This window comes from Rhodococcus tukisamuensis NBRC 100609 (genome assembly GCF_001894985.1).
GTDB lineage: Bacteria > Actinomycetota > Actinomycetes > Mycobacteriales > Mycobacteriaceae > Rhodococcus_G > Rhodococcus_G tukisamuensis.
This window is the reverse complement of record NZ_BCXG01000005.1, coordinates 259,405-283,823: the sequence shown is the minus strand read 5'-3', so window position 1 is coordinate 283,823 and position 24,419 is coordinate 259,405. Positions and strand designations below refer to the sequence as shown.

Genomic DNA, 24,419 nt, shown 5'->3' with positions numbered 1-24,419 from the left:
GTGATGCTCTACGCCCACACAGCTCAGAGGAACCGCTGACCACATACATGGCCGACATCGAACACCACCGCACCACCGCGTCGACCCGGAAAGTGGGAGCTCGCACCGAGGACTCCGGCGTCCGCCGCACCGTTCTCCCCGGTGGCCTCCGCGTCGTCACCGAGTACATGCCCGGGGTGCGCTCCGCGTCGGTCGGCGTCTGGGTGGGGGTCGGCTCCCGCGACGAGAAGCCCACCGTGGCCGGCGCCGCGCACTTCCTCGAACACCTGCTGTTCAAGTCGACACCCACCCGCAGCGCGCTCGAGATCGCCCAGGTGGTCGACGGCATCGGCGGCGAACTCAACGCCTTCACCTCCCGCGAACACACCTGCTTCTACGCGCACGTCCTCGACGAGGACCTGGCGCTGGCGGTGGACCTGGTCAGCGACGTGGTGCTGCGGGGGCGGTGCCTGTCCGACGACGTCGACGTCGAACGTCAGGTGGTGCTCGAGGAGATCTCGATGCGCGACGACGACCCGGAGGACCTGCTCGGCGACGAGTTCCTCACCGCGCTGTTCGGCGACCACCCGGTGGGCCGGCCGGTGATCGGCAGCACCGAGTCGATCGAGTCGATGACCCGCGCGCAGGTGCACTCGTTCCACGTCCGCCGGTACACCCCGGAACGGATGGTGGTGGCCGTCGCGGGCAACGTCGACCACGACGAGACCGTGGAACTGGTGCGCCGCAGCTTCGCCGGGCACCTGAAGGACAGCGCCGTGCCCGCCCCGCGTCGCGAGGGCACCCTGCGGCTGCGCACCGCGCCGGAGCTGACCGTGCTCAACCGGGACAGCGAACAGGCCCACCTGTGCCTCGGTGTGCGTGGCTACGGCCGGCACCAGGGGCACCGCTGGGCGCTGTCGGTGCTGAACACCGCGGTCGGCGGCGGCCTGAGTTCCCGTCTGTTCCAAGAGGTTCGGGAATCGCGCGGGCTGGCGTACTCGGTGTACTCGAGCGTCGACACCTTCGCGGACACCGGTGCGTTCTCGGTGTACGCGGGCTGCCAGCCCGACAACCTGGCCGAGGTGACCACTCTGATCCGCGGGGTGCTGGCGGACGTCGCCGCGAACGGCATCACCGACGCCGAGTGCGCGCGGGCCAAGGGCTCGATCCGCGGCGGCATGGTGCTGGGCCTGGAGGACTCCGGGTCGCGGATGCACCGGATCGGCCGCAGCGAACTGAACTACGGCACCCACCGCACCATCAGCGAGACCCTCGCCCGGATCGACGCGGTGACCACCGAGGAGGTGCGGGCCGTGGCCGCGGAACTCCTGTCCCGGCCGTTTGCGGCCTCCGTGGTGGGCCCCTACCGGCGCAAGCGGGACCTGCCGGCGGTCGTGCGCGGGATCGTCTGAGTGTCGGTGAGCGTGCCGGGCCGCCGGTCGTGGCCGCTGCCGGCGGCCTTCGCGGTCACCCTCGTGATGCTGTTCTCGCCGGGGTCCACGGTGCCGAGTGGGCCGCCGAACTCCGACAAGCTCACGCACTTCCTGATGTTCGCGGTGCTGGTCTTCGCGGCGCGGTACGCCCGCCACGGGGTGCTCGCCGTCGCGTTGTGGGCGGGGGCGTACGCCGTGGTGAGCGAGGTGCTGCAGGGCCTGCTGCCGATCCATCGCAGCGCCTCGGTGTGGGATGTGGCGGCCGACCTGCTCGGCGTGACAGTGGGCCTGCTGCTCTTCTGGGCATGGCAGCGTCGGGCGCGGCGCGCGGACCCGGCCCGGACGGCACCCGACGAGGGTTGAGCCAGGGCGGATCTGCGGTGCGTCCGGCCCGTGCGGATCTCGTCCGCTCGCAAGATCCTGTGATCTGGGTTGCGTTGCTGAAGTAGCTAGGGTCAGGACCCGACCAGCATGCTCGGCTCGAGGGGCATGTGCGCGACCGGTGACATCCCGACGTCGGCCAGGGAGGTCGGTGCGTTCGTCGGTCGCGTCCTCGGAGCACCGGTGCCGATCAGGTGGACGTGGTCGCACATTCGCAGGGCGGGGTGGTCGGCCGCCAGTACCTCGAGGGATGGCTAAAGGGTGATGGTGGTCGTGTCCTGGACCTTCAGGGCGGTATTGGAACCGGTGAAGTCGATCTTGAGGGTGTAGTCGCCCTTCGCGGGAGCGTCGATGAGGAACACCGCCCAGGCACCTTCGACGTTGCTACTTGAACTGACCCTGCTAGCGGACCACGGGCTTCTGGCATCTGCAGGGAGGGTCTGGCCGGTGGGTGTTGTCAGCGTGATGGTTCCACGGTCCGCCGTGTAACTGAGGATTCCGCCAGGGCAGTCGACGCAATCGGCCCTGAACTCGATCCAGAGCTCGTACTTGTCCTTCTCCCCGGGCTGGTAGCTCGGCCACAGAAACGCCTTGGTCAGTTGGACCTTGACCGCACCACCAAGCGTTTGCCCGACCGGGATGCCCCTGGGCTCGATGCTCGTGACCGTGCCGTCCTTGGCGAACGGAATCTTGGTCTGGTTGCTGTCGGTATCGCCGTAGACGAGCGTCGCGGCGTCGAGCAGCTTCGTGGGATCGGCCGTGCTGCCGACCGCCTTGACCGAGGCCTTCGCGGTCCCGGACGCCTTTCCGAATCCCGCGACCGTCTGGTCATCGAACTTGACGTCGACGACGGAGCCGTTCACGTCGAGGTAGGCATCCTCGGGTGGGGGTGCCTTCACGCCGACCAGGTTCTCGTAGCTCAGCTCGAGGTCCACCGCCGTGGTCGAGCCCTGGGACGTGGCGGTGGTGGACTGAGGTGTCGCCGTGGCCTTGTCGACTGTGATCGCGAACCCGCCGAACCAGCCGGTCTTGTCGACCGTGACATCGGCAGCATCCGCCGACCCTGTCGCGTCCGCCTTGGTTGCCGTGGTTTTCGACGAGTGCGTGCCGGACGCGGACGTGGCGGCCGCGGTGGTGTCATTGGCCGCAGGAGTGCCTGGGTTGTCGCTCGAACACCCGGCCGTCGCCAGCGCGATGCACGTGGCGATGGCCAACGCACACTTCCAGGAAGATCTCATGTCGCTTCCTCTCGTGCGTTCTCGCTGTCCACGGCACACACGACATCTCGTGCGGGGTCGGCCGCACCTGACTGTGCCGCTGCTGGAGATGCACATGATTGGGGCGGCCGCGCACGTCAGCAGCCGACCGGGACGTGGTGGGCGACGCCATGTGACGCGCACGGGGCGGATCGGACATGGTTCGACGTCGCAGACCAGTTGGAGCGGAATGAATCCGCATCGAGGAATTATCGCAGTGAGGGCAAGTGCTGTCACGAGTAGTCGGTCGCGGTGACGCCCCCGGCGCCCGCGTAGGCTTTGCTCTCGTACGCGAGTGGATGGAGATGAATCAAGTGACCTCAGCGCCAATCCGGGTCGGAGTCCTGGGTGCCAATGGCAAGGTCGGCCGGGCTATCTGCGAGGCCGTCGAGCAGGCGGCGGACCTGGAACTCGTCGCGACCGTCGACCAGGGCGACCCGATCGAGACGTTCGTCGACACCCGCACTCAGGTCGTCGTCGACTTCACCCACCCCGACGTGGTGATGGACAACCTGAAGTTCCTGGTGGCCAACCGGATTCACGCCGTCGTCGGCACCACCGGCTTCGACGACGCACGCCTGGCGCAGGTGCGCGGCTGGCTCGACGAGAACCCGACGACGGGCGTGCTGATCGCGCCGAACTTCGCGATCGGCGCCGTGCTGTCGATGCGGTTCGCCGAGCAGGCGGCCCGCTTCTTCGACTCCGTCGAGGTCATCGAGTTGCACCACCCGCACAAGGCGGACGCGCCGTCCGGCACCGCCTACCGCACGGCCGCGCTGATCGCGGCGGCACGGGCGAAGGCCGGCGTCGGACTCAGCCCGGACGCCACCAGCACCGAACTCGAGGGCGCCCGCGGCGCCGACGTGGACGGGGTGCGCGTGCACTCTGTGCGCCTGGCCGGCCTCGTCGCGCACCAGGAGATCCTGCTGGGCACCCAGGGCGAGACCCTGACTATCCGGCACGACTCGATCGACCGGAACTCGTTTGCGCCCGGCGTGCTGCTCGGCGTGCGGGAGATCGGCTCCCGTCCGGGCCTGACCGTCGGACTCGACCCGCTGCTCGACCTGTGAAGGGCACCTCCACCAAGGTCGTCGTCACCATCGCGGCGATCGTCGTCGCGCTCTCGTTCTACTTCGTGCTGCTCGGCCAGCGTGGCCTCGCGCTGGTCCAGGACGGGCGGGCGGTCCCGGTCGTGCTGGGCATCGCGGTGCTGATCCTTCCGGTGCTCGGCGTGTGGATGGTCTTCGCCACAGTCCGGTCCGGACTGCAGCACCAGCACCTCGCCACCCGGATCCGCGAGGAGGGTCTCGAACTGGACATCTCGGAGCTGCCGAAGCGGCCCTCCGGCCGGGTCGACCGCGACGCCGCGGATGCGCTGTTCGCACAGGTCAAGACCGAGTGGGAGGCCGACCCGGACAACTGGCGGAACTCGTACCGGCTGGCCCGCGCCTACGACTACGCGGGCGACCGCGGCCGGGCCCGGGACACCATGAAGCGGGCCGTCGCGCTCGAAGCGCTGGAGCGGGACAGCTAGCGACGCGGCACCCGGCATCGGTCGGCAGGCGTCGATAGCCTGGTGGCGATGCGACGCGCGAATACCGACGAGAGGTGCCGCAATGGAGACTCCGGATTTGGTGAACGGGGTGCGGACCGATCCGTCCGCATCACGCGTCTTCGGGGAGCCGTACGAGACAGTCGACGGGGCGACGATCGTCACCGTCGCGAGGATTCGGGGTGGTGGGCGCGGATTCACCGCGACGCCGGTCGGCGCGTTCGTCGTCCACGACGGAAAGGTCTCCTGGGAGGCAGCCGTCGACGAGACCCGGGTCGGGCTGCTCGCCGTGTCCATCGGACTGGCGGCGACGGTGATCGCCACGTTGGCGGTGCTGCGGCGGCCGCCGTGGCCGGACCTGTCGCGTCGAGGGTCGTTCGGATCCAACAGGTCTCGGCCGTGACGTGAGTAGTCTGCTGGGGTGACCGAAGTCCCCGTCGTCGGTGAGCGCACCCTGCTCGTCGTGCACCACACCCCCTCGCCGCCCACCCGGGAACTGCTCGAGGCGGTGCTCGCGGGTGCGCACGACCCCGACATCGAGGGCGTGGCGGTCCGCTCGGTACCGGCACTCGGAGCCACCGTGCCCGACGTGCTGGCGGCGGACGGCTACCTGTTCGGCACCAGCGCGAACTTCGGGTACATGTCCGGCGCGCTCAAGCACTTCTTCGACACGGTCTACTACCCGTGCCTGGACGCGGTGGCGGGCCGGCCGTTCGGACTGTGGGTGCACGGCAACAACGACACCGCGGGGGCGGTCCGCTCGGTCGACAAGATCGTCGCGGGGCTGGCGCTGACCCAGGTTGCGCAGACGGTGGAGATCACCGGCGGGGTCGACGCCGCGGCGCGGGAGAGGTGCTACGAGCTGGGCGCGACGGTCGCGGTGACGCTCGCGGAAGGCTGACACCGCGAGCGTCACGGCTCCTGACACCGCGGTGGCGGTCCGGTCAGCGTGCCGTCGCGCCCGGACGCTCCAACCGGCCGTCGGTGTGCCTGGCGAAGCGGCCCTCGGTGCGGGGGTGCACCACGTCGTCGCGCCCCCACGGCCAGCCGCCGAAGCGGGTGCGCTGGTACTCGTCGTAGGCCTCGATGAGCTCGTCCCGGGTGTTCATCACAAAGGGCCCGTGCTGTGCGACCGGCTCGTCGATGGGCACGCCCTGCAGTAGCAGGAGCTTTGCGCCGGAGGCCCCGGTCTCGATCAGCGTCGTGCCGGGTCCGGCCTGAGCGAAGCCGAACCCGGCCTCGACGCCCCGCCCCGCGACTGTGGCGTGAGACCCGTCGCCGTAGACGTACAGCACCCGTTGGGCCTGGTCGGCAGACTGGGCGGGCAGCTCGACACGCGCGTGCGGGTCGAGTTCCAGCAGCCAGACGGCGACGTCGGAGGCCGGGTCGGCGGCCCAGGACCCGACGGGCGGCGCGAGGGGGTCGACGGCGTCGCCCTGTTCGGTGAGGTAGCGCCCGGCGATCACCTTGACGCGGGCCTCGCCGCCGCCGGGGCCCGCGACCCGGACGACGGGGATGTCCTCGTTCCAGAGCATCCGGAACTCGGGCTCCACCATCTTCGACGCGGCGGGCAGGTTCAGCCAGATCTGGAAGAGTTCGAACGGGTTGTCCGCGTCCGTCTCGAGCAGCGGGAACATCTCCGAGTGGGAGATGCCGCGCCCGGCGGTCAGCCACTGCACGTCGCCGGGCCCGAAACGGGCGGCGGCGCCGGTGGAGTCGGCGTGATCGACGTACCCGCCCGACAGGATGGTGATGGTCTCGAATCCCCGGTGCGGATGCGCGGGAAAGCCGGGCACGGACTGGCCGTGGTACATGTTCCAGCCGGACGGGTGGCCGAAGTCGCTGCCCAGGGGGCGGCCGTCCAGTCCCGTCGCCGGGGTCATGTCCTCGTTGCCGGCCGGGTAGTGGTCCACGTGCCAGTTGGCGAACAGGAAGGGCGGCGCGCCCTGCCAGGGCTGGCCGAGCCGGAAGACCTGTCCGCGATCGCTGGATGCCTCCATGGAGTTCCCCCTTCGTTCGCCGCGGCCCAGCTGCCGCTGCTCAGACTGCACAACCGAATCGTCCGAATCGCTATTCCGATTGGGATGGGCCCGGCGGGCGACCGATAGGGTCGGCGGCGAATCCCGTAGCTGCCACGACGAAGGAGGCGCCGGTCCCGTGTCCGTGCTCGCGCTGGCAATGCTGTGCGTCGGTTTCGCGTCGATCATCGGTGGCGCCACGGGTTTTGGGACCGCGCTGATCGCCGCCCCGCTCATGTTGCTGGCCGGCGTCGGGGTTGCCGAGGTCGTCGTGGTCAACCTGGTCGTCGGACTGGTGACGAGGATCGCGGTCGTCATCCAGTTGCGGGCCCACATCGAATGGCGGCGCGTCGGGTGGATGGGGGGCGCCAGTCTGCCGGGGTCCTGGCTGGGTGTGCTGACGGTGGCGCTGCTGCCCGTCGCCTACCTCAAACCGGCGGTAGGCGCGCTGACGGTGCTCTGTGGGCTGGCGCTGGCGATCCAGCCGTCCGGCGGCACCCGGCCGCCGTCGCGGCCGGCCCTGTCGGTCGCGGGGTTCGTCAGCGGCTACTTCGGCGCCACGACCTCGCTGAACGGGCCGCCCGTGGTGCTGCTGCTCAGCCGCGCCAGGCTGCCCCCGATGAGTTTCATCGCGGACCTGGCCGGGTTCTTCGTCATCACCAACACCCTGTCGCTGGCGTTGCTGTGGCTCTACTCCGACACGGACCCGACCACCAACTGGCCGATGCTCCTCGGCTGTTCGGCCGTGGGACTCGCCGGCAACGCGCTCGGCATCGGGATCGCGAAGAGGCTGTCCGTCGGGAGTTTCCGGTGGGCCGTGGTCGTGCTGGTGACGGCGGCGGGGATGCTCACGATCGTGACGGCGTAGGACGTCGTCCACGTACGGGGAGAGGCAACGCGGTGCCCGGCTCAGGCCGGGGCGTGGCCGTCCACGGTGATGTCGACGAGTTCGTTGTAGAACGCGACGCGGCCGGCGATCGCGGCGACCGCCGGGTACGGGTGCGGGTAGGACCAGGCGACGCCCTCCGCTCCCGGCGCGTCCCAGTACTCCTCGGCGTCCCCCTTGTACGGGCAGTGGGTACGGCGAGACCTGGCGGTCAGCTTGCCGAGGTCGACGTCCTCGCGGGGCAGGTAGTACCGGGTGGGCAGTCCGGTCTCGAAAAGCAGTACCGGACTGGAAGTTTCGGCCAGCACGACGCCATCGAGCGCGACGGTGACGTGCCTTGAACTCGGCAGCGCGTCGACCCGCGCATGAGGATCGCGGGGGTGGCCGGAGACTTCCTCGTCCTCCTCCAGCCAGCGGTCGAGCAGGCCCGGTTCCCAGGAGCACACGATGTGGTCCGCGAGGGCGGGGTCGTCACGAACCCAGGCGATGGCGCGGAGCGTCCGGCCGTCGCCGGTCTCGAGGTCGAACCACTCGCTGACCGGGCCGTGCGGCCCGAAGAACGGGTGCGGGGAGGCGGGTTCCGAGCCTGGTCGCAGCAGGTCCGTCCGGACGTCCTCGTGGGGGTAGGCATACGACGGCACCGGGAAGGCGTCTTCCCAGAAGAGCAGCGGCGCAAAGCTGCTGACGACGACGGTGTCGCCCGTCAGTCCGCGTACCCACCTGTCGCTGGGTTCCACCCGCATGTGACCAGGCTAGTCCCGCGCGCCGCCGGCCGCGACGGCCGACGCGACGGCGGTCTCGCGCCGTCGCGTCGTGGCCGGGTCGTCAGAAGCTCTCGGAGAACTTCGTCAGGCCCTTGGAGGCGGTGTCGATCGCCGTCTTCTGCGCCTTCTTGACGATGAAGCCGGGCAGCGGGATCTTCGGGTCGATGGTCAGCTCGAACTTGACCCGGGTGCCGCCGTCGATCGGCGTCAGTGTGTAGGAGCCGTCCTGCTTGTTCTGCTGACCACTCTCGACGAGGGTCCAGGACATGTGGTTCTCGCCGTCCCACGCGTAGTCCACGACCTGCTCGTCGCTGATGCCCACGACGGAGACGACCATCCGGACGCGGTGCGGACGACCGTCGGGGTAGGTGCTCTCGATCGTGACCGACTTGTGGGCCGAGGACCACTCGCCGAGTCGGTCGACCGCCACGATCGCGGCCATGACGGTGGCCGGATCGGCCTTGATGTCGAATTCCTTGCTTCCGGACACGGCCATCGGGTCTACCCCATATCTGTGATTGCGAACGGGTCGAATGGTGCTCGAGCGTGGCGTCATTAGACCACTCCACTGTTCGCGGTCGGGGGACCGACGGTCCCCGGGAATCACCGGTCGCTGTGCCGGCCCTTGCGGGTCTGGTCGCGCAGCGCGCCCTGTACGGCCTGCCCGACCCAGGAGTTCAGCGACATCCCGTTCTGGGCGGCGGCGTCCTCGGCGCGGGCCTTCATCTGCTCGACCAGTCGCAGGGTCACCCGGGAGATGTCCCCCGTCACGTCGTCGAAGGTGGGTCCGGTCCCGCTGCCGCCCTCCGGGCCCGCGTCGTCGGGTGCGCCGGTGTCGGCGGTGGCGGGGCGGGTGATCTCGACGGCGGCGTCGGTGCCGTCGAACCTCACGTGCACGGTGCGGTCGCCGAGTTCGGCCGACACCTCGGTCGCGAGGTCGGACAGGGCGGCCAGCAGCATCAGCCGGGCCGAGTTCTCGGCGGCGCCGGCGAGGGCCTCGGCGATCCGGCGGGTGTTCTCGTCACCGAGCGCCGCCGCGGCGATCAGGTCGGTACGCAGCGTCTGGGTGTAGTCCGAGAGGTTCATGCGGTCAGTGTGACGTCACAGATGACGTCAGTCAACCGTCTTGTGACGTCACACTGACCGAGGGCGATGTCAGACGAGCAGCTTGGCCTTCAGGGCTGCGATGTCGTTGTCGGTCAACCCGAGCCCTTGGTGCACGTAGTTGTCGAAGCTGCCGTACTTCGCCTCGGCGGTGGCAAACGAGGTGTCCAGCCACTCCTGCTTCACTCCGCCGCCCATCAGGCTGCCGGAGATGCTGGAACCGCTGTCGTCGACGTACTCGTTCGTCAGCATGTAGTCCGCATTCACGGTGGCCCGGTCCACGCCGAGGATCGTCAACAGCACCGCGGTGGTCCAGCCGGTCCGGTCCTTGCCGGCGCTGCAGTGGTACAGCACCGTGCCGTCGGTTTCGCGGATGTCACGCAGCACCGAGGCGAACGCCTCGCTGGCGCCGGGGGCGTCGATGAAGGCGACGTATGCGGACTGGAGGTCCAATGCCGTGGTGATGGGTGCCTGGCCAAGCACGTCGTACCAGTTCGACGTGGCGCCCGCGGGCAACTTGTCCGGCTGCAGGGCTCGCTCGTACACCGTGCGCAGGTCGTCGACCACCTTGACGTTCCAGCCCTCCAGCTTGGCGAGGTCGGCCGGGGTCAGCTTGTCGAGCGCGTCCGTGCGGAAGACCGTGTTGGTCCTGACGGTCTTGCCGTCGACGGTTTCGTAGCCACCCACGTCGCGGGCGTTCGGGGCGCCCTCGAGGTGCAGTGAGTGGTCGGTGGCCGCCGCGACGACCGCGGGCGGGGCGGCCAGGGCGACGCCGGCGGGTCCGCCGACGAAGAGTGCGGCGCCGGCGGTGAGCGCGGCTGCCGCGCGTACGACGCGCAAGCGGGTAGGGGTGTGGGACATATGGCGCTCCATCTCGAGAACGGATACCGATCCGCGGCTGCGGCTTCGGCTGACGCTATGTACACCCAGTTGATACACCGTCAAGGCAAACAGTGGATGGCGAATGAGCAGACTCGCCCGCCCGTCGAGGCTGGTGGGGACTATGGTGCGGTTGGGTGGAGCCCGGTGGGCAGAGCGGAAGTGGCCCGGTGGGCGTGGGCCGAGGAAGGGTGTGCGGTGCGGCAAGCGGTGTCCCTGAAGGTGCAGCTCATTGCGAAGACGGAGTTCGTCCCGCCGCCGGACGTGCCCTGGGTGACCGACGCGGACGGCGGCGAGGCGCTCGTCGAGTTCGCGGGCCGGGCCTGCTACCAGAGTTGGTCCAAGCCGAACCCGCGCACGGCGACCAACGAGGGCTACCTGCGGCACCTGCTCGAGGTGGGGAACTTCTCCGTGCTCGAACACGGCAGCGTCAGCTTCTACATCACCGGCATCTCCCGCTCCTGCACGCACGAATTGATCCGGCACCGGCACCTGTCCTACTCGCAGCTGTCCCAGCGCTCGGTCCCCGAACGGGACGCGAAGGTGGTGCCGCCGCCCGCGATCGTCGGTGACCCCGAACTCGAGGCGTTGTTCGAGGCCGCCACGGATGCCAGCCGGGCCGCCTATGCGGACCTGCTCGACGCGCTCGATGCCAAGCTTGCGCACGTGCCGAACGGGTCGGTGCGCGCTCGCCAGGCCCGGCAGGCGGCGCGCTCGGTGCTCCCGAACGCCACCGAGACTCGCATCGTGGTCACCGGAAACTACCGGGCGTGGCGGCACTTCGTGTCGATGCGTGCCACCGAGCATGCCGACGTGGAGATCCGTGAGGTGGCCGTCGAGTGCCTGCGGCAGCTTTCGGTTGCGGCTCCAAACGTGTTCGGGGACTTCACGATTGCCGAACTTCCGGACGGTACCGAGGTGGCGGTCAGCGAGTTCGACCAGCAGTCCTGACCCGGCGGCACGCGTCGCGCCGCCGCGGTGTGCAATCCAGGCCGGGCCACCGGGTAACCTTCTGACCATGATCAACGGTGATTCCGCCCCAGTCGAGCGTCCGTTCGGCACGATCCTGACCGCTATGGCGACCCCCTTTGCCGCGGACGGCAAGCTCGACGTGGATGCCGGTGTCCGGTTGGCGACGCACCTCGTCGACGGCGGCTGCGACGGCCTCGTGCTCGCGGGCACCACCGGCGAATCGCCCACCACCACCGAGAACGAGAAGCTCGAGCTGATGCGCGCGGTGATCGCCGCGGTCGGTGACCGCGCCAAGATCGTCGCCGGCGCCGGCAGCAACGACACGGCGCACAGCGTCGACCTCGCCCGCGACGCCGCCCGGGCCGGTGCCCACGGCCTGCTCGTGGTGACCCCGTACTACTCCAAGCCGCCGCAGTCCGGCCTGCTGGCGCACTTCACCGCCGTCGCCGACGCCACGGACCTGCCGGTGATGCTCTACGACATTCCGGGCCGCTCCGTCGTGCCGATCGAGACCGAGACCATCTACCGGCTGGCCGAGCACCCCCGGATCCTCGCGGTCAAGGACGCCAAGGGCGACCTCAACGCGGGTGCCGAGCTGATCGCCCAGACCGACCTGCTGTTCTACTCCGGCGACGACCAGCTGAACCTGCCGTGGCTCTCGGTCGGCGCGGTCGGATTCGTCAGCGTCATCGGGCACCTCGCGCCCGGCCGACTGCGTGCGATGCTCGACGCCTTCGAGTCCGGTGACATCGCGAAGGCCCGCGAGATCAACGTTGGACTGATGCCGCTCTACCGTGCGGCGAGCCGTCTGGGTGGTGTGTCGGCGAGCAAGGCCGGCCTGCGCCTGCAGGGCATCGACGTCGGGGACCCGCGCTTGCCGCAGGTCCCACCCACTCCTGAACAACTCGAGGGCCTCACGGCCGACCTGCGTGCAGCGGAGGTTCTTTCATGACCCGTCCTACCCGTCGACGTAGCGCCAGCCGTCAGGCCGGCCCGCCGTCCCAAGCGGCGCCCGAGGCTCCCAAGGCCGAGGCGCCGAAGACCCAGGCCCCCAAGGCCGAGGCTCCGAAGGCTGAGGCCCCGAAGTCTCAGGCCCCCAAGGCCGAAGCCCCGAAGTCTCAGGCCGCCAAGGCCGAGGCGCCGAAGGGCGAAGCCCCGAAGTCCGGCTCGCGCCAGCGCAAGTCCGACTCGTCCCGCTCGCGCGGCGGCGGAGGCGGCGGCAACCGGCCGCAGCGTCAGAGGAGCTCCGGCGGCCAGCGGCCCGACGGCCGGGCGGGAGTCGATCCCACCGAGCGGCTCGGACTGCCGCCGAAGGCGCCGCACAACGGCCTGCGGGTCGTCGCGCTGGGCGGCATCGGCGAGATCGGCCGCAACATGACGGTCTTCGAGCACAAGGGCAAGATCCTCATCGTCGACTGCGGCGTGCTCTTCCCCGAGGACCAGCAGCCCGGTGTCGACCTGATCCTCCCGGACTTCGCGCACATCGAGGACCGGATGGCGGACGTCGAGGCAGTGGTGCTCACGCACGGCCACGAGGACCACATCGGCGCGATCCCGTTCCTGCTGCGCCTGCGCCCGGACCTGCCGGTCATCGGCTCGAAGTTCACCCTGGCGCTGGTCGCCGCGAAGTGCCGCGAGCACCGGCAGCGGCCGAACCTGATCGAGGTCACCGAGGGTCAGCGCACCACGCACGGCCCGTTCGAGTGCGAGTACTTCGCCGTCAACCACTCGATTCCGGACGCCATCGCCATCGCGATCCGCACCGACGCCGGCATCGTGCTGCACACCGGCGACATCAAGCTCGACCAGCTGCCGCTCGACGGCCGCCTGACCGACCTCGCCGGCTTCTCGCGGCTCGGCGACGAGGGCGTCGACCTGTTCCTGGTGGACTCCACCAACGCCGAGGTGCCCGGCTTCGTCACTCCCGAGCGGGAGATCGGCGGCGTCCTGGACAACGTCATCGGCAAGGCCAAGCAGCGCGTCATCGTCGCGTCGTTCGCCAGCCACGTGCACCGCATCCAGCAGGTGGTGGACGTCGCGGTGCGGTACAACCGCCGGATCGCGTTCGTCGGCCGGTCCATGGTCCGCAACATGCAGATCGCCCAGGACCTCGGCTACCTCCGCGTCCCGGACGGCGTCGTCGTCGACGTCGACACCGCGGCGAACCTGCCCGACGACCGGTTGGTGCTCATCTCCACCGGCTCGCAGGGCGAACCGCTCTCCGCGCTGTCCCGGATGGCCCGCGGCGAGCACCGGCAGATCAACGTCCGCGCGAACGACCTCGTGGTCCTCGCGTCGTCGCTGATCCCCGGCAACGAGAACTCGGTGTTCGCGGTGGTCAACGGCCTCGCCAAGCGTGGTGCCACCGTCGTCACCCAGCAGAGCGCCAAGGTGCACGTGTCCGGCCACGCCTCGGCGGGCGAGCTGCTCTACCTCTACAACGCGGTGCGCCCCACCAACGCCATGCCCGTGCACGGCGAGTGGCGGCACCTGCGGGCCAACGCGGCGCTGGCCAAGGCCACGGGTGTCCCGGAGGAGCGCATCGTGCTCGCCGAGGACGGCGTCGTGGTGGACATGGTCGACGGTCTCGCGGAGATCGTGGGCCGGGTCCCGGTCGGCATGGTCTACGTGGACGGGAACTCCGTCGGCGACGTCGGCGACTCGACCCTCTCGGACCGCCTGGTGCTCGGCGAGGGCGGCTTCATCGCCATCTCGCTGGCCGTCGACATCCACACCGGCAAGCCCGTCAGCACCCCCGAGGTGTCGGGCCGCGGTTTCTCCGACGACCCGGCCGCCCTCAAGGAGGCCGCCGTGCTGGTGGAGTCCGAACTGGCCCGGCTCGCGCAGGAGGGCATCACCGACACCCATCGGATCGCGCAGGCCGTCCGTCGCGTCGTCGGCCGCTGGGTGGCGGACAAGTACCGTCGCCGCCCGATGATCATCCCGACGGTGATCGGCGTCTGACACAGACGTTCGAACCGCTGGTCGGAGCGCGGCACGCCTGTTACTCGTGTTGCGGAATGGTCCCGATGGGGCCGGAGCGACTAACCTGACAGGCATGGCAGGTAAGACCGGCACCCGATCCACGCAGACCCCGACGACCTCAGGGCGCGCCACAGCGCCGCGAGGATCGTCGGGGTCTGCGTCGTCGAGGGCCGGCTCGACGCGGGGCGGGGGAGCGAAGCCCCGGTCCGGTGGTCGCACCACCAAGACCGTCACCACCCCGCGCAAGCCGACCGCGCCGCGCACCACGCGCAGCAACGCCACCGCTCGCAAGCCCTCGTCGAAGTCCGCCCGCGGACCTCTGCAGGTGGTCGGGAGCGGCCTGAGCAGCGGCTGGACCATGGTCGCCCGCGGTGTCGGTGCCACCACCCGCACCGTCGGCAAAGCCGCCGACATCGAGCACGGCCACCGCCGCGACGGCATCGCGCTCGGCCTGATCGCGGTCAGCGTCGTCATCGCCGCCGCCATGTGGTTCGCGGCCGGGGGACCGGTCGGCGGCTGGATCGAGACGGGGGTCCGGGCACTGTTCGGCGGCGCCGGCGCGGTGCTGCCGCTCGTCGGCATCGGGGTCGCGGTGGCGTTGATGCGCACCGAGCCCAAGCCCGAGGTGCGGCCGCGACTGGTGCTCGGGTCGCTGCTGATCGGGCTGCCCCTGCTCGGGATCTACCACGTCATCAGAGGTACCCCGACCGACGCGTCGGGTCGTGCGGAGGGCGCCGGCTTCGTCGGGTACGTCGTCGGCGGCCCGCTGACCGACGGCCTGACCATGTGGTTGTCCGTCCCGTTGCTGCTGCTCGCGCTGGGCTTCGGTGTCCTGCTCATCACCGGGACCACCATCCGGGAGGTCCCGGAACGGCTGCGCACCATGTTGGGTACGGGCCACCACCACGGCGACGAGTACGAACCGTACGACGACGAGACCCACGACACCGACGGGGAGGACGTCGACTACGGGCACGACGACCTCGACGACCTGCGCACCCTGCGGCCGACCCGCCGGCACCCGCGCTCCCGCAAGGACCCCGCGGACTACGACCCGGAGCTGTTCGACGCCGACGGCTACCCCGTCGACGACGCGGCAGCCGCCCCGCCGGCCGGCAACTACCCGGTCGAGGAGACCGCGGACGACGCCTTCACCGAGGTCATCGCGGCGGCGCCGATCGCGCCTGCCCCGGCCGCGGTGCGCCCGCGTCCGGCGCCGAAGGTGGCGCCGACGCCCCCGAAGCCGCGGCCCGCGCCGGAACCGGAGGACGACGAGCCGGAGATGACGGTCGCCGACCGCGTCATCGAGGGCGACTACACGCTGCCGCCGACCGACCTGCTGATCGAGGGCGACCCGCCGAAGACCGGCAGCGCAGCGAACGACGCGATGATCGAGGCCATCACCGAGGTGCTCGACCAGTTCAAGATCGACGCGGCCGTCACCGGTTTCACCCGCGGCCCGACGGTCACCCGCTACGAGGTGGAGCTCGGCCCCGGCGTCAAGGTCGAGAAGATCACCGCGCTGGCCCGCAACATCGCGTACGCCGTCGCGACCGACAACGTGCGCCTGCTCGCCCCGATCCCCGGCAAGTCCGCGGTCGGCATCGAGGTGCCCAACACGGACCGCGAGATGGTCCGGCTCGCCGACGTGCTCGCCGCGCCGTCCACCCGCAAGGACCACCACCCGCTGGTGATCGGCCTGGGCAAGGACATCGAGGGCAACTTCGTCAGCGCCAACCTGGCGAAGATGCCGCACCTGCTGGTGGCCGGCTCCACCGGTTCCGGTAAGTCGAGCTTCGTGAACTCGATGCTGGTCTCGCTGCTGGCCCGCGCCACCCCGGACGAGGTCCGGATGATCCTGATCGACCCGAAGATGGTGGAGCTGACCCCGTACGAGGGCATCCCGCACCTGATCACGCCGATCATCACCCAGCCGAAGAAGGCCGCGGCGGCGTTGGCGTGGTTGGTCGAGGAGATGGAGCAGCGCTACCAGGACATGCAGGCCAACAAGGTCCGGCACGTCGACGACTTCAACAAGAAGGTCCGGTCCGGGGAGATCACGGCGCCGCTGGGCAGCGAGCGTGTCTACCGGCCGTACCCGTACATCCTCGCGATCGTGGACGAGCTCGCCGACCTCATGATGACCGCCCCGCGCGACGTCGAAGAGGCGATCGTGCGGATCACCCAGAAGGCCCGGGCCGCGGGCATCCACCTGGTGCTGGCCACCCAGCGCCCCTCGGTGGACGTGGTGACCGGCCTGATCAAGACCAACGTGCCCTCGCGGCTGGCCTTCGCGACGTCGTCACTGACCGACTCGCGGGTCATCCTGGACCAGCCGGGCGCGGAGAAGCTGATCGGCATGGGCGACGCGCTGTTCCTGCCGATGGGCGCCGGCAAGCCGACCCGGCTGCAGGGCGCGTTCATCACCGACGAAGAGATCTCCGCAATCGTCGACTTCGCCAAGACCCAGGCGGATCCCGAGTACACCGACGGCGTCACCGCGTCGAAGGCGGCGGACAAGAAGGACGTCGACCCCGACATCGGCGGCGACATGGACGTGTTGCTGCAGGCGGTGGAGCTGGTGGTCACCAGCCAGTTCGGGTCCACCTCGATGTTGCAACGCAAGCTGCGGGTGGGTTTCGCCAAGGCGGGGCGCCTGATGGACCTGATGGAGACCCGCGGGGTGGTCGGCCCGTCCGAGGGGTCCAAGGCCCGCGACGTGCTGATCAAGCCCGACGAACTGGAGGGGCTGATGTGGTCGATCCGCGGCGGCGACCCGGAGGCCTCCGCCGAGGACGAGTGACGGCGGCCTCGGGTGTGAAGTCCGGTGTCCGTTTTGTGGTTGAATGAAACGCCTTGGAGGGGAGTATCCCCACCCCTGTGGCAATCCCGTCAACACGATCGGCTCCGATGCCGGTCCGGGGTTGCCGGTCGACCTAGGTCGGCGGGAGAGACCTCCGGTGTCTTGAGCATGACTACCGGAGGATGGTAAGAGAATGCACATCTCACCCCTGGTCTGGGTCATCACCTGTGCGGTGATCCTGGGCCTGTTCGTCTTCGACTTCTATGCGCACGTGCGCACCCCGCACGCTCCGACCTTCCGCGAGTCCGCGTTCTGGTCCGCGGTCTACATCGGCATCGCACTGCTGTTCGGCGTCGTGGTGATCTGGATCTGGGGCGGGACCTACGGCGGTGAGTACTTCGCCGGCTACGTGACCGAGAAGGCCCTGTCGGTCGACAACCTCTTCGTCTTCGTGATCATCATGTCGACCTTCGCGGTTCCTCGGGAGTACCAGCAGAAGGTGCTGCTCATCGGCATCGTGATGGCACTGGTGATGCGCGGTGCCTTCATCGCTGTCGGCGCCGCCGCGATCAACGCATACAGCTGGGTCTTCTACCTGTTCGGCTTCTTCCTGGTCTACACCGCGATCAAGCTGGTCAAGGACTCCGGCCACGAGGCGGAGATCGAGGAGGAACGCGAGAGCCGGATCATCCGGATCGCCAAGAAGCTCCTGCCGACCACCGACGAGTACGACGGCGACAAGCTGATCACCAAGATCGACGGCAAGCGAGTGGTCACCCCGCTGCTGCTGGCGCTGGTCGCGATCGGCTTCACCGACGTGCTCTTCGCGCTGGACTCGATCCCCGCGATCTACGGTCTCACCAGCGAGGCCTACATCGTGTTCACCGCCAACGCCTTCGCCCTCATGGGCCTGCGTCAGCTGTACTTCCTGATCGGCGGGCTGCTCGAGCGGCTGGTCTACCTGTCCTACGGCCTGTCCATCATCCTGGCGTTCATCGGTGTGAAGCTGGTGCTGCACGCGCTGCACGAGAACACGCTGCCGTTCATCAACGGCGGCGAGCACGTCGCGGTGCCGGAGATCAGCACCGGGACGTCGCTGCTGGTGATCCTCGGCGTCCTGATCGTCACGACCGTGGCGAGCCTGCTCAAGACCCGCAGCACCAACGCCGCCGCGAAGGCCTGACCGCCGCGCCGGTCGTCCCGGCGCCGCACCGACGCACGGCCGGGCCGGTCCCTGGAAGGGGTCCGCCCCGGCCGTCGTGTTTCTGGCGTGCTGTGTTTCCGGGCCACTGGGTTCAGCGGTCGCTGAGCAGGCCCATCACCGGGGTCCACTCGGTGAAGCGGGCGGAGTCGACGAGTCCGGCCCGCGCGAACGGGTCCTGGGTGAACAGTTCCCGGACGGCGGCCTCGTCGGCGGCGTCCGCGATGATCAGCGCGCCGCTGCCGTCCGCGTACGGGCCGGTGCTGACCACGGCGCCGGCGGCGACGAGTTCGGCGAGCCAACCGCGGTGGTCCGGTCGCACCTCGTCGCGGCGGTCGGACGTGGCGGCGCTATAGGTGTACTCGACGGCGAACAGGGGCATCGAAGTCTCGCTTTCGGGGTGGGGTCGGTCCGGTCAGAGGGTGAGCAGCAGGCGGGTGTTGCCGAGCGTGTTCGGCTTGACGTAGCTCAGGTCCAGGAACTCGGCGACGCCGGTGTCGTAGGACCGGCACATCTCGGCGAACACCTCGGCGGTGACCGGCGTGCCCTCGATCTCCAGGAATCCGTGCCTGCCGAAGAAGTCGACCTCGAAGGTGAGCACAAACACCCGCTCGAGTTCGAGCTGGCGCGCCACCTCGATCAGCTGCGCCACCACCAGGTGCCCGGCGCCGCGGCCCTTGGCCTTCGGGTCGACCGCGACGGTGCGGATCTCGCCGAGGTCGGACCAGAGCACATGCAGTGCGCCGCAACCGATCACCTCGCCGTCGACCTCCACGACCCAGAACTCCTGGACCGCCTCGTAGAGGGTGACGAGGTTCTTCTCGAGCAGGATGCGGCCCGCGTAGATGTCGATCAGGCGCTTGATCTCCGGGACGTCGGAGGTGCGGGCGCGGCGGACGATAGGTTTGTCCGGATCGGAAACGAGGGGGCCTGAAGTCATGTGCTGCACATTAGTCGGCGCGGTAAACGATATTCTGGGCCGTGTGCCGCTCCGACCTGCTTTCGCCCGCCTCGACGTCCCCGTGGGCGCGGGGGAGTTTCCCGACACCGGGCGGGTGTTCGGGTGACCGCGAAGCCCCACGACGCCACCGACGGTGTCGTGGCGTCCGGATCTGAGGTTCCGGCGCACGAGCAGCCGGTGCCGTTGGTCAACATCGCCAACATCCTGACCGTGCTGCGGATCCTGCTGGTCCCGGTCTTCCTGGCGGCCCTGTTCGTCGACGACGGCCAGTCGACGACCTGGCGGATCATCGCCACCGTCATCTTCGCGGTCGCCGCCATCACCGATCGGATCGACGGCCAGCTGGCCCGGAAGTACGGGCTGGTCACCGATTTCGGGAAGCTCGCCGACCCGATCGCGGACAAGGCGCTGATCGGCGCCGCGCTGGTGGGCCTGTCCATGCTGGGCGAACTGAGCTGGTGGGTGACCGGCGTGATCGCGGCCCGCGAGCTGGGCGTCACGCTGCTGCGCTTCGCGGTGCTGCGGCACGGAGTCATCCCGGCCAGCCGCGGCGGCAAGGCGAAGACGCTGGTGCAGTCGTTCGCGATCGGCATGTACCTGCTGCCGCTGCCCGACGGCTGGGCGACCGCCAGCGCGGTGCTGATGGGGCTGGCGGTGCTGCTCACCGTCGTCACCGGCCTCGACTACGTGATCCAGTCCGTCCGGCTGCGGGCCGGCGTCCACGCCCACCACCCGGCGCGGTGAGCTTCCCGCCGGCCGATCCGCTGCTGTCCGGCACCCGCGCGGCGGAACTGGTGTCGACCCTGACCGCTCGCGGACAGACTTTGGCCACCGCGGAGTCGTTGACTGCGGGCTTGCTGGCCGCCGCGGTCGCGGGCGTGCCGGGGGCCAGCCTGGTCCTGCGCGGGGGACTGGTGGTCTACGCGACCGACCTGAAGTCGACGCTCGCGGGCGTCGACCCCGCCGTCCTCGACGCGGACGGCCCGGTCGCGGAGCGCACCGCCGAGGGGCTGGCGCAGGGCGCGCGGGCCCGTTGCGGTGCCGACTGGGGCGTCGGACTGACCGGCGTTGCCGGACCGGACGAACAGGACGGGCAGCCGGTGGGTACGGTCTACCTGGGGATTGCCGGACCCGACGGGGTCGACGTGACCCGGTTGACGTTGCCCGGTGACCGATGGGCGATCCGCACCGCTGCGGTCGCGTCGGCGGTGTCCGGGCTCCTCGATCGCATGAGTGTCACCGCCCCGCGATAGGGTCGGGAACCAATTCGGGACAGTTGGACGTTTACCCAACAGTCGGGTCGGAAGAAGGAGGAGCCAGATGACGGTCCTGTTGCGTGAAGCAATCGGCGACAGTCTGCGGCGCACGCGGGTGTCGCAGAGCCGTACCCTGCGTGAAGTCTCGAGCTCCGCCAGGGTCAGCCTCGGGTACCTCTCCGAGGTGGAACGGGGTCGGAAGGAGGCGTCCAGCGAGTTGCTGGCCGCCATCTGCTCGGCCCTCGAGGTTCCGCTGTCGGAGGTGCTCTACGACGTCAGCGAGTCGCTGTCGGACGGCGGCACCGACCGTGCCGCACGGGTACACCAGCGCGCCGAGGCCGGCGCCCCGCGTGTCGGCGTGAGCCCCACGGTGCTGGACGGTCAGGCCCGGATCGCGGAGGACACCCGCATGGTGATCCCCGCGCCGAAGGCACGGGCCCTCGCGGCGGCCTAGCCGTTTGCTCGGCTGTCGCCGCATCGGGAACCGGGGCGGTGGTTCGGCCCGGCGAAGCTCCGCTGCGGGCCCTGGCATTGTAGATTCGTTACCGACCACCAGCTTTCGAACCGGCAGGGACGACGAGCAGGTAGGGCACAGCCCTAGAACCGGTGCGTGACGGTCGCGCATCGGGTCGCGCACCGCGCGGCGCATCAGATGGAGGCGGGATCAATCCATGGCTAATCCGTTCGTCAAGGGGTGGAAGTACCTGATGGCGCTCTTCAACTCGAAGATCGAGGAGAAGGCCGACCCGAAGGTGCAGATTCAACAGGCCATCGAGGACGCCCAGCGCCAGCACCAGGCCCTGTCCCAGCAGGCTGCGTCGGTGATCGGTAACCAGCGTCAGCTGGAGATGAAGCTCAGCCGCCAGCTCGACGAGGTGGAGAAGCTCAACGCCAACGCCCGGCAGGCCGTCACGCTCGCCGACCAGGCCGCCACCGCCGGCGACGTGGAGAAGGCAACCCAGTACACCAACGCCGCCGAGGCGTTCGCCGCCCAGCTCGTGACCGCCGAGCAGGGTGTCGAGGACCTCAAGGTGCTGCACGACCAGTCGCTGCAGGCCGCCGCGCAGGCGAAGAAGGCCGTCGAGCAGAACGCGATGGCCCTGCAGGCCAAGGTCGCCGAGCGCACCAAGCTGCTCAGCCAGCTCGAGCAGGCCAAGATGCAGGAGAAGGTCAGCGAGTCGCTGCGCTCGATGGACAGCACCCTGTCCGCGCCCGGCAACACCCCCAGCCTCGACGCCGTGCGCGACAAGATCGAACGTCGCTACGCCGACGCGCTGGGCTCCGCGGAGCTCGCCGGCAACTCGGTGCAGGGTCGGATGATGGAGGTCGAGCAGGCCAGCGTCCAGATGGCCGGGCACAGCCGCCTCGAGCAGATCCGTGCGTCCATGAAGGGCGACGCGCTGCCCTCCGGTGGCGCCGCCACACCGACCGCCGCGCCGGCTACCCCCGCCGCGCCGGCCACCCCCGTCACCAAGCCGGAGGCAGCGGGACCGAACGCCCAGTAGCTCGGACCACGCGGCAACGCGGACCCCGTAACTACGAGGGCCGACCGGACACTGTCCGGTCGGCCCTCGTCGTTGTGTCGAACTGGCGGGTCGAGGGGTCTGCTGTCGGCGAACAGCGGCCCTGCGGCCGCCGACCGGTGGAAGGCTCGGGTCATGGCTGCAGCGGACCGCACCGTCGTCGACCTCGCCGCCCGGCGGCGTGACCGGCGGGGCCCCGCCCGTGCCGACGCCCCGGCGCCGCTGCTGCGCACGGTCTACGGCGAGATCCTGCGCGACGAGCGCCGCGACCAGGACCGCACCCTCGCCGAGGTCGCGCGCGCGGTCGGAATGTCCAAGCAGTACCTGTCCGAGGTCGAACGCGGGCGCAAGGAGCCGTCGTCGGAGATGCTGCACTCGGTGTGCGGCGCGCTCGGCCTGCCGCTCGAGCACCTGCTGGCCCGTGGCGTGCGGCGACTGGCCGTCACGCGACGGGCCGGAACGGGCGCATTGTCCGGCCCGCCGCAGGAGCGGAGCCCGCAAGTCGAACTGCTGGCCGCGTAGACGCTCTCACCCGGCGTCGCGGGTGACGATCACCTGGTCGGCCAGGCCGTAGTCGAGCGCCTCCTGTGCGGTGAAGATCCGGTCCCGGTCGGTGTCCTTGCGCAGCCGCGCCGCGTCTTGGCCGGTGTGTGCGCTGAGGATCTCCTCGGTCTGCGACCGGATCCGCAGCACCTCCGCGGCCTGCAGCGCGAGGTCCGAGATGGAGCCCTGCCCCTGGGTCGACGGCTGGTGCAGCAGGACGCGGGAGTGCGCGAGCACATACCGCCTGCCGGGCGCGCCCGCGGCGAGCAGGACAGCCGCCGCCGACGCAGCCTGACCCATGCAGTAGGTCGCGACCTGCGGGCGCAGGAACTGCATGGTGTCGTAGACCGCCAGCATCGCGGTGGTCGATCCCCCCGGGGAGTTGATGTACAATCCGATCTCCCGGTCCGGTGCCTCCGCCTCGAGGTGCAGCAGTTGCGCCATCACGACGTTCGCGACGCCGTCGTCGATCTCGGTACCCAGGAAGATGATTCGCTCGTTGAGCAGGCGGCTGAACACGTCGAAGGACCGTTCGCCCGCCGGTGTCCGCTCGATGACGTTGGGAATCGTGTACTGGGACATCACTGCAGCCCCATCCGTCCGGCGGTCGCGAAGGGCGCGATCTGAGCGAAGGAACCGACGACCGCGTCGACGATCCCGTAGTCGCGGGCCTGCTCCGGGGTGAACCAGCGGTCGCGATCACTGTCGGCGGCGATCTCCTCGACCGGGCGGCCGGTCTCCGCCGCGAGAATCTCCTCCGACTGCCGCTTCATGTACTCCCAGTTGTCCGCCTGAATGGCAATGTCCATCGCGGTGCCGCCGATCCCGGCGGACGGCTGGTGCATCATGATTCGGCTGTGCGCCAGGCTGATCCGCTTGCCGTGCGTACCCGAGGCGAGCAGCACCTGGCCCATGCTCGCGGCGAAGCCGAGGGCCACGGTCACCACGTCGTTGGGGATCAGCTTCATGGTGTCGTAGATGGCCAGACCGGCCAGCACGGACCCGCCGGGTGAGTTGATGTAGAGGACGACGTCGCGGTCGGCGTCGGCCGTGGCGAGCAGCACCAGTTCGGCGCACACCCGCTCGGCCATCTCGTCGTTCACCTCCCCGGTGAGCAGCAGGGTGCGCTGGCGGAAGAGTCGGTCGGTGAGTTGGTCGCGGTAGTCCAGGGGCGATTTCTCGATCATGCATCCCGTTGTATCGGGCGGATGTGGATGCGAATCGATTTGTCTGCCAAGGGCAGACGAGGCCGCGCCCAGCGCGTCGGATGTCGAGGCCCTCGGATATTGACTGGCGTCGTTCGATCCGTCCGTGGTGTTGTAGGGCATGGAGAATCACGTTCGACCGATGCGGGCGCCAGACCTCGACCGCGCAGCGGGCGTCCTGGCGGACGCATTCACCGGCTACCCGTGGACCGACTGGTGCGTGGCGGCCGATTCCCACACCGAACGGCTCGCGGGGCTACAGCGCATCTACCTCGAACACATGGCGCTGCCGTACGGCGCGGCCTACATCGATGCGTCGGGTAGCGGCGTGGCCGCGTTCGTTCCGCCGGACATGCCGGAACCGGCCGAGAGCGTCGTCTCGAAGATCGTCGAGCTGCACGGTGACCGGGTCGGGCGACTGGTCGAGGCCGAGAATCAGCTGTCGAGGCTCCCGGCCGAACCCGACGCCTGGACCCTGGCGACCGTCGGAGTCACCCGTGCAGGTCAGGGCGCCGGACTGGGCGGAGCGTTGTTGAAAGCCGGCCTGGCGGAACTGGACCGGCACGAGCGCGCCTGCAGTCTCGACACCTCGACCGACCGGAACCTGCCGCTCTACGAACGCCACGGGTTCGTGGTCACCGGCCACATCACGCTCGACGGCGGGCCCGACGTGTGGAGGATGCACCGACAGGTCGCACGTCGGGCCTAGTCGCGTCGG

The 24,419-nt window shown here is 69.7% G+C and carries 28 protein-coding genes; 18 read left to right on the top strand and 10 right to left on the bottom strand.

Features of this window, described 5'->3' with window-relative positions:
- The first annotated feature begins 47 nt into the window (after positions 1-47).
- Both RT2_RS08285 and RT2_RS08280 read left to right on the top strand, forming a co-directional pair.
- Positions 48-1,391 carry a M16 family metallopeptidase gene (locus RT2_RS08285; RefSeq protein WP_072844166.1) on the top strand — a complete coding sequence of 448 codons (1,344 nt, stop codon included), beginning with the start codon at positions 48-50 and terminating at the stop codon, positions 1,389-1,391.
- A gap of 12 nt (positions 1,392-1,403) precedes the next feature.
- Positions 1,404-1,775 carry a VanZ family protein gene (locus RT2_RS08280; RefSeq protein WP_245709190.1) on the top strand — a complete coding sequence of 124 codons (372 nt, stop codon included), beginning with the start codon at positions 1,404-1,406 and terminating at the stop codon, positions 1,773-1,775.
- Between the two features lie 272 nt (positions 1,776-2,047).
- Here RT2_RS08280 and RT2_RS08275 read toward each other — a convergent pair whose 3' ends face one another.
- On the bottom strand, positions 2,048-3,031 hold the full coding sequence (locus RT2_RS08275; protein ID WP_139191136.1) for a hypothetical protein: 984 nt from the start codon (positions 3,029-3,031) through the stop codon (positions 2,048-2,050).
- A gap of 323 nt (positions 3,032-3,354) precedes the next feature.
- Between RT2_RS08275 and dapB the strand changes: the two genes are divergently transcribed.
- The 4 genes from dapB (at position 3,355) to RT2_RS08255 (ending at position 5,502) form a co-directional block, all read left to right on the top strand.
- On the top strand, positions 3,355-4,119 hold the full coding sequence (gene dapB, locus RT2_RS08270) for a 4-hydroxy-tetrahydrodipicolinate reductase (RefSeq protein WP_072844277.1): 765 nt from the start codon (positions 3,355-3,357) through the stop codon (positions 4,117-4,119).
- The gene (locus RT2_RS08265) at positions 4,116-4,583 is read left to right on the top strand and encodes a hypothetical protein (RefSeq protein ID WP_072844164.1); all 468 of its coding nucleotides are present in this window, start codon (positions 4,116-4,118) and stop codon (positions 4,581-4,583) included. The genes dapB and RT2_RS08265 overlap by 4 nt, the downstream gene beginning before the upstream one ends.
- An 82-nt stretch (positions 4,584-4,665) precedes the next feature.
- On the top strand, positions 4,666-5,004 hold the full coding sequence (locus RT2_RS08260) for a hypothetical protein (RefSeq protein WP_072844161.1): 339 nt from the start codon (positions 4,666-4,668) through the stop codon (positions 5,002-5,004).
- A gap of 18 nt (positions 5,005-5,022) precedes the next feature.
- The gene (locus RT2_RS08255; RefSeq protein ID WP_072844159.1) at positions 5,023-5,502 is read left to right on the top strand and encodes a flavodoxin family protein; all 480 of its coding nucleotides are present in this window, start codon (positions 5,023-5,025) and stop codon (positions 5,500-5,502) included.
- A gap of 43 nt (positions 5,503-5,545) precedes the next feature.
- Here the strand turns inward: RT2_RS08255 and RT2_RS08250 are convergent, their stop codons facing one another.
- Positions 5,546-6,601 carry a pirin family protein gene (locus RT2_RS08250; RefSeq protein ID WP_072844157.1) on the bottom strand — a complete coding sequence of 352 codons (1,056 nt, stop codon included), beginning with the start codon at positions 6,599-6,601 and terminating at the stop codon, positions 5,546-5,548.
- A 157-nt stretch (positions 6,602-6,758) separates the two neighbouring features.
- Here RT2_RS08250 and RT2_RS08245 point away from each other — a divergent pair, with 157 nt between their 5' ends.
- On the top strand, positions 6,759-7,487 hold the full coding sequence (locus tag RT2_RS08245; protein WP_072844156.1) for a sulfite exporter TauE/SafE family protein: 729 nt from the start codon (positions 6,759-6,761) through the stop codon (positions 7,485-7,487).
- A gap of 41 nt (positions 7,488-7,528) precedes the next feature.
- Here RT2_RS08245 and RT2_RS08240 read toward each other — a convergent pair whose 3' ends face one another.
- From RT2_RS08240 to RT2_RS08225, 4 genes are all read right to left on the bottom strand, one after another.
- A complete protein-coding gene (locus RT2_RS08240; RefSeq protein WP_072844154.1) occupies positions 7,529-8,248 on the bottom strand; it encodes a DUF427 domain-containing protein in 720 nt (239 codons plus the stop codon).
- An 82-nt stretch (positions 8,249-8,330) separates the two neighbouring features.
- Positions 8,331-8,765 carry an SRPBCC family protein gene (locus tag RT2_RS08235; RefSeq protein ID WP_072844153.1) on the bottom strand — a complete coding sequence of 145 codons (435 nt, stop codon included), beginning with the start codon at positions 8,763-8,765 and terminating at the stop codon, positions 8,331-8,333.
- 107 nt (positions 8,766-8,872) lie between these two features.
- A complete protein-coding gene (locus RT2_RS08230) occupies positions 8,873-9,355 on the bottom strand; it encodes a hypothetical protein (protein WP_072844151.1) in 483 nt (160 codons plus the stop codon).
- Positions 9,356-9,424: 69 nt separating this feature from the next.
- Positions 9,425-10,234: a tyrosine-protein phosphatase gene (locus RT2_RS08225; RefSeq protein ID WP_072844150.1), complete on the bottom strand. Its 810-nt coding sequence runs from the start codon at positions 10,232-10,234 to the stop codon at positions 9,425-9,427.
- A 216-nt stretch (positions 10,235-10,450) separates the two neighbouring features.
- Between RT2_RS08225 and thyX the strand changes: the two genes are divergently transcribed.
- From thyX to RT2_RS08200, 5 genes are all read left to right on the top strand, one after another.
- A complete protein-coding gene (gene thyX / locus RT2_RS08220) occupies positions 10,451-11,203 on the top strand; it encodes an FAD-dependent thymidylate synthase (protein ID WP_072844148.1) in 753 nt (250 codons plus the stop codon).
- Between the two features lie 67 nt (positions 11,204-11,270).
- Positions 11,271-12,176 (top strand): 4-hydroxy-tetrahydrodipicolinate synthase, encoded by a 906-nt coding sequence (gene dapA, locus RT2_RS08215; protein WP_072844145.1) that lies wholly within the window; start codon positions 11,271-11,273, stop codon positions 12,174-12,176.
- Entirely contained in the window at positions 12,173-14,188 is a 2,016-nt protein-coding gene (locus RT2_RS08210) for a ribonuclease J (RefSeq protein ID WP_072844144.1), read from the top strand. Before dapA ends, RT2_RS08210 begins: the two co-directional genes overlap by 4 nt.
- 94 nt (positions 14,189-14,282) lie before the next feature.
- The gene (locus tag RT2_RS08205; RefSeq protein ID WP_174556682.1) at positions 14,283-17,012 is read left to right on the top strand and encodes a DNA translocase FtsK; all 2,730 of its coding nucleotides are present in this window, start codon (positions 14,283-14,285) and stop codon (positions 17,010-17,012) included.
- Positions 17,013-17,205: 193 nt separating this feature from the next.
- On the top strand, positions 17,206-18,195 hold the full coding sequence (locus RT2_RS08200; RefSeq protein WP_072844142.1) for a TerC family protein: 990 nt from the start codon (positions 17,206-17,208) through the stop codon (positions 18,193-18,195).
- Between the two features lie 112 nt (positions 18,196-18,307).
- Here RT2_RS08200 and RT2_RS08195 read toward each other — a convergent pair whose 3' ends face one another.
- Both RT2_RS08195 and RT2_RS08190 read right to left on the bottom strand, forming a co-directional pair.
- Positions 18,308-18,595, bottom strand: coding sequence for a YciI family protein (locus tag RT2_RS08195; protein WP_072844140.1), 288 nt, complete (start codon positions 18,593-18,595; stop codon positions 18,308-18,310).
- 33 nt (positions 18,596-18,628) lie between these two features.
- Positions 18,629-19,153 (bottom strand): amino-acid N-acetyltransferase, encoded by a 525-nt coding sequence (locus RT2_RS08190; RefSeq protein ID WP_072844138.1) that lies wholly within the window; start codon positions 19,151-19,153, stop codon positions 18,629-18,631.
- Between the two features lie 123 nt (positions 19,154-19,276).
- Here RT2_RS08190 and pgsA point away from each other — a divergent pair, with 123 nt between their 5' ends.
- From pgsA to RT2_RS08165, 5 genes are all read left to right on the top strand, one after another.
- The gene (gene pgsA / locus RT2_RS08185; RefSeq protein WP_083577187.1) at positions 19,277-19,918 is read left to right on the top strand and encodes a CDP-diacylglycerol--glycerol-3-phosphate 3-phosphatidyltransferase; all 642 of its coding nucleotides are present in this window, start codon (positions 19,277-19,279) and stop codon (positions 19,916-19,918) included.
- Entirely contained in the window at positions 19,915-20,427 is a 513-nt protein-coding gene (locus RT2_RS08180; RefSeq protein ID WP_072844136.1) for a CinA family protein, read from the top strand. The genes pgsA and RT2_RS08180 overlap by 4 nt, the downstream gene beginning before the upstream one ends.
- A 67-nt stretch (positions 20,428-20,494) precedes the next feature.
- Positions 20,495-20,884 carry a helix-turn-helix domain-containing protein gene (locus tag RT2_RS08175; protein ID WP_072844134.1) on the top strand — a complete coding sequence of 130 codons (390 nt, stop codon included), beginning with the start codon at positions 20,495-20,497 and terminating at the stop codon, positions 20,882-20,884.
- Between the two features lie 217 nt (positions 20,885-21,101).
- The gene (locus tag RT2_RS08170; protein ID WP_072844132.1) at positions 21,102-21,935 is read left to right on the top strand and encodes a PspA/IM30 family protein; all 834 of its coding nucleotides are present in this window, start codon (positions 21,102-21,104) and stop codon (positions 21,933-21,935) included.
- A gap of 153 nt (positions 21,936-22,088) precedes the next feature.
- Positions 22,089-22,475 carry a helix-turn-helix domain-containing protein gene (locus RT2_RS08165; protein ID WP_072844130.1) on the top strand — a complete coding sequence of 129 codons (387 nt, stop codon included), beginning with the start codon at positions 22,089-22,091 and terminating at the stop codon, positions 22,473-22,475.
- A 6-nt stretch (positions 22,476-22,481) separates the two neighbouring features.
- On the opposite strand, the gene RT2_RS08160 is transcribed toward RT2_RS08165, so the two are convergent.
- Both RT2_RS08160 and RT2_RS08155 read right to left on the bottom strand, forming a co-directional pair.
- Positions 22,482-23,078, bottom strand: coding sequence for an ATP-dependent Clp protease proteolytic subunit (locus RT2_RS08160; RefSeq protein ID WP_072844128.1), 597 nt, complete (start codon positions 23,076-23,078; stop codon positions 22,482-22,484).
- Positions 23,078-23,683, bottom strand: a complete 606-nt coding sequence (locus RT2_RS08155) for a ClpP family protease (protein WP_072844127.1) — start codon at positions 23,681-23,683, stop codon at positions 23,078-23,080. The genes RT2_RS08160 and RT2_RS08155 overlap by 1 nt, the downstream gene beginning before the upstream one ends.
- A 160-nt stretch (positions 23,684-23,843) precedes the next feature.
- Between RT2_RS08155 and RT2_RS08150 the strand changes: the two genes are divergently transcribed.
- Positions 23,844-24,410, top strand: a complete 567-nt coding sequence (locus tag RT2_RS08150) for a GNAT family N-acetyltransferase (RefSeq protein ID WP_245709172.1) — start codon at positions 23,844-23,846, stop codon at positions 24,408-24,410.
- Positions 24,411-24,419 lie beyond the last annotated feature (9 nt).